The following is a 4,793-nucleotide window of genomic DNA, read 5'->3' as shown; positions in this document are numbered from 1 at the left end:
ATGAAAGCGGTCGTGCTCATTTAGCAGTGCTGACTGGGGTTTCAGTGGATTATGCGGAGAAACCACCAGCCATACTTTATCAAGGTCAGTATTGTACGCTACGTAATTGGCAATGATCAAATGCCCCGTGTGTATAGGATTAAAAGACCCAAAATACAAGCCTATTCTCATGTTTCATCGTATAAATTGCCAATGGCGACATCAATAATGCGTGTAAAAATAGGTATTTAAAGCGGGAACATAGAAATAAGGCTTATTCCAACGGCTTGAACTGCTCAAACACTTGTCCACAGCCTTTGCAAAAATGAATCGCCCTGCAAAGGGTGGACCCAAAAGGGGATCGCAGATACGTTTGCTGACTACCACAATGCGGACAAGGCACCTCGAGCATAATCTCTGCACTCACTTCTCCCGTCAGTACCTTCGGTGGGGCAATACCAAAGTTTTTCAATTTTTCTTTGGCAGCCTCCGTCATCCGGTTGCTTTGCCAATGCACCTGTTTATCTACTTCAACACTTACGTCGATGCCGAGTTCATTTTCCAGTGTTGTTTTTATATTATGCTGAATATAACTCACCGCCGGACAGGCGGCAAAAGTGGGAATCATTTTGATGTGAACCTCCGTGGCCCCCAGGTCTACTTCGGTAATCATGCCCAGGTCTATAACACTTAGCACTGGTATTTCCGGGTCCATCACGTGCGCCAACGATTCATATACTGCTGCTATGGTAATTTTGTTAGACATTATTTACCAACTGGCCTCCGCATCCAGGTTAAATACTTCACTCATTTCTTTTAACAACGGCTGCAGGTGTGCTGTATGAATTCCCTGCCGGCCACCATATGCCGGAACAATATCTTTTATGTCGGGTATGTTCAGGGATGCCTTTACCAACACGGGATAAATACGATCCATCCAGCGATGATACAGCTCCACTTCACCAGGGTATACCTTATCCGCTATCAATGCTGCTTCATGTGCCGGCGCAGTTTCAAATAAGCCCGCAGCCAGCGCAATGGTACTGTTCAGCGACTGCTGCATGCGGTGATAACTCTCTTCTCCCGCTTTGCTAAGCTGCATCAGCCAGGCATTGGCATGCAGCGTATGATATTTTAATTCTCCTTTTACTTTTTTGCTGAGCAGACGAAATGGCTCAAAGCTGCTTTCCTGCAAGCTTTCATACCTGATGGTTTCGGCCTGATCAAACAGAAAATGCCGTATCAGACTAAAGTCGTATTCGCCATTAGGCATTTCTACCAGGTGGGAAGATTTAAACTCCTTTTCCGGCCGCAAAAACGCAAACTTATCAGGATGCTCTCCGCCCAGATCCTCGTGGAGAATGCGGTACAGCGCCCAGGCATGCCCAATTTTATCCTGTGCCATAGAAGAAAAGGCGATGTCTTCTTCCATCACAGGTCCTAATCCTGTCCACTCAGAATTCCGATGTCCCTGAATCAGTTCATCATCGGCCATTTTTATGATCAGATCCGTTATTGCTGCGTTATTAATCATTTGGATTGTTTGAATTTATTGATCTTCTCCATCACTTTAAAGCCGCTGGCATCACGATAAGTTTTCTCCATGTTGTTGGCAAACATATCTTCATCTTCCACATCAAAGGCAAGTATATCTGCACTTCTCACTACCCAGAGGTTCACACATTTCTTGCGGCGTGCAAATTGTTCTTTGGCGAATACCAGTGCCAGCTGCGGATCAGGAGCATGTACACAACCTACGTGTTCGTGGTGTGCGCCTCTTTTTTCCTGGTGAAATACTTCGTATATATTCCAGTTCTCCCCTTCCTCCACTTTCACTACTTCTCCCGCTTCGCCGAGTTTCAACCTGTTTACGCGGGGATCTAAAGAATCGTTCGACATGAATTATTGAGTGATTTTAAAAAAGTAAAATAGATGCACTATGCCACCGGCAAAGCTCTTTTTTCGGTGGGTCTCATTAATGCTTTGCGTACCCAGCGTCCCTGTTCTTCTGCCCATTTACGTACCTGTAAGCGCTCTTCATTGCATGGTCCGCCACCGTTGATCACCCGGAAAAATTCGTCCCAGTCAGGATCTGTGTAATCCCATTTCCCGGTTTCCGTATTTTTCTTCAAAGCAGGATCCGGTAAGGTCATACCCAGCTCCCATATTTTAGGCACATACGATTCCAGGAACTGGTTGCGCATATCATCATTACTGGCCATTTTCACTTTCCATTGCATCAGCTTTTCGCTGTGGCTGGACGTTTTATCCGGAGGACCAAAGAAGTGCATAATAGGTTGCCACCACCGATTGAGGGCATCCTGCAACATAGCTTTCTGTGCCGGCGTGCCGGTAGCCAGTTCTATAAATGCATCATGGCCTTGTTTAAGATGAAAGCTTTCTTCGTAACAAATACGCTCCAATGCCCTGCAATAGGGACCATAAGAGCCTTTTGCATTGGCAACCTGGTTTACAATCGCCGCAGCATCTATCAGAAATCCGATTACGGCCACATCGGCCCAGGTTTCTGCCGGATAATTAAATACGTTGGAGTATTTGGATTTGCCACTGAGGAGATCATTGATCATGGCCTCCCTGGACTTACCCAGTGTTTCCGCTGCATTATAGAGTAATTGCCCATGGCCTATTTCATCCTGAACTTTGGCTATTAACGCCAGTTTACGCTTAAATCCCGGCGCCCTGGTAATCCAGGTGCCTTCCGGTAATGCGCCAATAATTTCTGAGTGAGCATGTTGTTCAATAAGGCGGATCAACTGTCTGCGATACTCTACCGGCATCCAGTCGCCGGGTTCTATCTTTTCGCCTTTGGCAATACGTTCCTCAAAAGCAGCGAGCTTTTCAGGCTCATCGTGCTGTTCTTCTTCCCGCAACTGTTTCCTGTTGGGTTCATCGAAAATATATCCACCGCCGTACATAGTGCGATTGTTTTGGTCGGAAGTAATTTACGGAAAAAAGACCGTTTTAGGCCCAATTCATTGTCAAAACCCGCTGGTAGAAATGTTATAGAATCGCCAAATTTTTACGGTGTGAAACAGATAGCCGGGCATTACACTAATTTAGTCTGGTCTATTCTCAATGCTGTTAAATACTACTATACTGTGCTTGCTGTTACTGCCCCCCGGGCATAAACATCCGTGTTCCTCCCCGGAGAAATACCGCCATTATACGGTCATCCAGCTAAATTTTGAGGAAAAACAAGACGATACCTCCCCCTCTTCTGATACCATTTTTTATACCCCTGACAGAAAACTGCAGTGGGACGACTTTCTGGCAAAACCATCGCCCATGGGCCCCAGCGCCGCAGTGGCCTATACCAGCTTCGCATACGACGGGAATAGTAACCTGGTAAACGATACCCTGCGCATTACTTTACGCCTGCAGGTGTTTTTTATTAAAAGTGCTTCCTGGGTGCGATCTAACGCCAAAAACAGCTACGCCCTGGCACATGAACAGCTGCATTTCGACATCACCCGGCTGGTAGTAGAACGGTTCAAACAAAAGCTCCGGCAAACAGCCCTGAACCGCGATGACTATGATAGTATCATACAATATCAGTACCTTCAATCATTCCGGGAAATGAACCGGCTACAGTACAAGTTTGACCAGGAAACCAATCACGGACTGAACCCGGCTGCACAATTGCGCTGGCGGGATAAAGTGAATGTAGGCCTTAGAAATAATGGCGTACTGCCTGAGGAACTGGGTATTGAAAATCTGAGCTTTTAAAACCGAAATATCTATGCCCTTGCGTTTAGCCATACCGGTTATACCGCATAAAACAGGAATACATGCAATCACGCCAACTTTACACATCAATGGCCATGGGCCTTTTCATGCTTTTTTTGCTATCGGCCTGTAATAAGGATAATAGCACCACCCCGAACCGGGATAACAACAACGGTTCATCGAAAAGTATTAATGACAGCATCTTCTTTATCACCAAAGATATCTATCTGTGGACGGACGCGCTACCCGATTCTGCCACCTTCAGGCCCAACAGCTTCTCCACGCCTACCGCGATGTTTGATGCCCTGATGTCCTATAAAAAAGACAATTCCAACAACTACCTCGACAGATACAGCTTCCTCGATAATGGAGGCACCTCCAGGGTATTACAACAGGGAATTGCAGGTGATATAGGCTTTGAAGTAGGCTATCAAACCGCTACCTCCTTGCATGTAATATATGTATACCCTGGCTCCCCGGCGGATAAAGCCGGTATTAAACGTGGCTGGAAACTCACTGCTGTAAACGGTGTGACCAGTTTTCAGTACGGCGATGGCAAGACGGATAATCTGTTGAATAACGCCTTTTCCAGTGCCAGCGCTACTTTTGGTTTTCTCAAACCAGACAACACGCCACAACAAAACACGTTAGTCGCCGCGGACTACAAACTGAATCCCGTGCTGTACACCCATCTATACGACTTCAACGGGACCAAAATCGGCTATTTCGTTTTCAACAACTTCATCTCCCTGGCAGATGTGAAAACCGCTATCGATACCACCTTTGATTCCTTTGCCAAAGCAGGTGTAAAACAAGTCATTATTGACCTTCGTTACAATGGCGGCGGATTACTGGAAACAGCCGAATACCTGGCCAACAAACTGGTACCTGCAGCCAAATCAAATACCGAGATGTATTCGCAGTATTATAATAATAATGTGAATACCAGGACCTTCAGTAGTTATTTTAAAGAAATGAAGGCATTACCCTATTATCCTGCCGTTAACTGGTCAGATATTTTCTATAGTGAAGCCACTACTTATAAAACCGCTAAATTCCAGAAAGAA

7 protein-coding genes are annotated in these 4,793 nt (G+C 45.8%); 2 read left to right on the top strand and 5 right to left on the bottom strand.

The window, feature by feature from the left end; translation table 11 throughout:
* From VIP81_RS33015 to paaA, 5 genes are all read right to left on the bottom strand, one after another.
* Positions 1–171 (bottom strand): adenylyltransferase/cytidyltransferase family protein (locus VIP81_RS33015; protein WP_331972385.1); only part of this gene is annotated, 171 nt, incomplete at its 3' end.
* A gap of 82 nt (positions 172–253) precedes the next feature.
* A complete protein-coding gene (gene paaD / locus VIP81_RS33010; RefSeq protein ID WP_331972382.1) occupies positions 254–745 on the bottom strand; it encodes a 1,2-phenylacetyl-CoA epoxidase subunit PaaD in 492 nt (163 codons plus the stop codon).
* Positions 746–748: 3 nt separating this feature from the next.
* Positions 749–1,513 carry a 1,2-phenylacetyl-CoA epoxidase subunit PaaC gene (paaC, locus tag VIP81_RS33005; RefSeq protein ID WP_331972379.1) on the bottom strand — a complete coding sequence of 255 codons (765 nt, stop codon included), beginning with the start codon at positions 1,511–1,513 and terminating at the stop codon, positions 749–751.
* On the bottom strand, positions 1,510–1,878 hold the full coding sequence (locus tag VIP81_RS33000; RefSeq protein ID WP_331972376.1) for a 1,2-phenylacetyl-CoA epoxidase subunit B: 369 nt from the start codon (positions 1,876–1,878) through the stop codon (positions 1,510–1,512). Before VIP81_RS33000 ends, paaC begins: the two co-directional genes overlap by 4 nt.
* 38 nt (positions 1,879–1,916) lie before the next feature.
* Positions 1,917–2,915: a 1,2-phenylacetyl-CoA epoxidase subunit PaaA gene (gene paaA / locus VIP81_RS32995; protein ID WP_331972373.1), complete on the bottom strand. Its 999-nt coding sequence runs from the start codon at positions 2,913–2,915 to the stop codon at positions 1,917–1,919.
* A 187-nt stretch (positions 2,916–3,102) separates the two neighbouring features.
* Here paaA and VIP81_RS32990 point away from each other — a divergent pair, with 187 nt between their 5' ends.
* Complete coding sequence (locus tag VIP81_RS32990; RefSeq protein WP_331972370.1) at positions 3,103–3,726, top strand: hypothetical protein; 624 nt, start codon at positions 3,103–3,105, stop codon at positions 3,724–3,726.
* A gap of 62 nt (positions 3,727–3,788) precedes the next feature.
* A partial coding sequence (locus VIP81_RS32985; RefSeq protein ID WP_331972367.1) for a S41 family peptidase occupies positions 3,789–4,793 on the top strand: 1,005 nt, incomplete at its 3' end.

Source organism: Chitinophaga sp. (assembly GCF_036566945.1).
Taxonomy (GTDB): Bacteria; Bacteroidota; Bacteroidia; order Chitinophagales; family Chitinophagaceae; genus Chitinophaga.
The sequence above is the reverse complement of the archived record's forward strand: the minus strand, read 5'-3'. Positions and strand labels throughout refer to the sequence as shown.

Coding starts and splice junctions, on each gene's coding strand:
- VIP81_RS33000 (WP_331972376.1), bottom strand. CDS start 1,878: ATGTCGAACGATTCTTTAGATCCCCGCGTAAACAGGTTGAAACTCGGC.
- paaC (WP_331972379.1), bottom strand. CDS start 1,513: ATGATTAATAACGCAGCAATAACGGATCTGATCATAAAAATGGCCGAT.
- paaD (WP_331972382.1), bottom strand. CDS start 745: ATGTCTAACAAAATTACCATAGCAGCAGTATATGAATCGTTGGCGCAC.
- paaA (WP_331972373.1), bottom strand. CDS start 2,915: ATGTACGGCGGTGGATATATTTTCGATGAACCCAACAGGAAACAGTTG.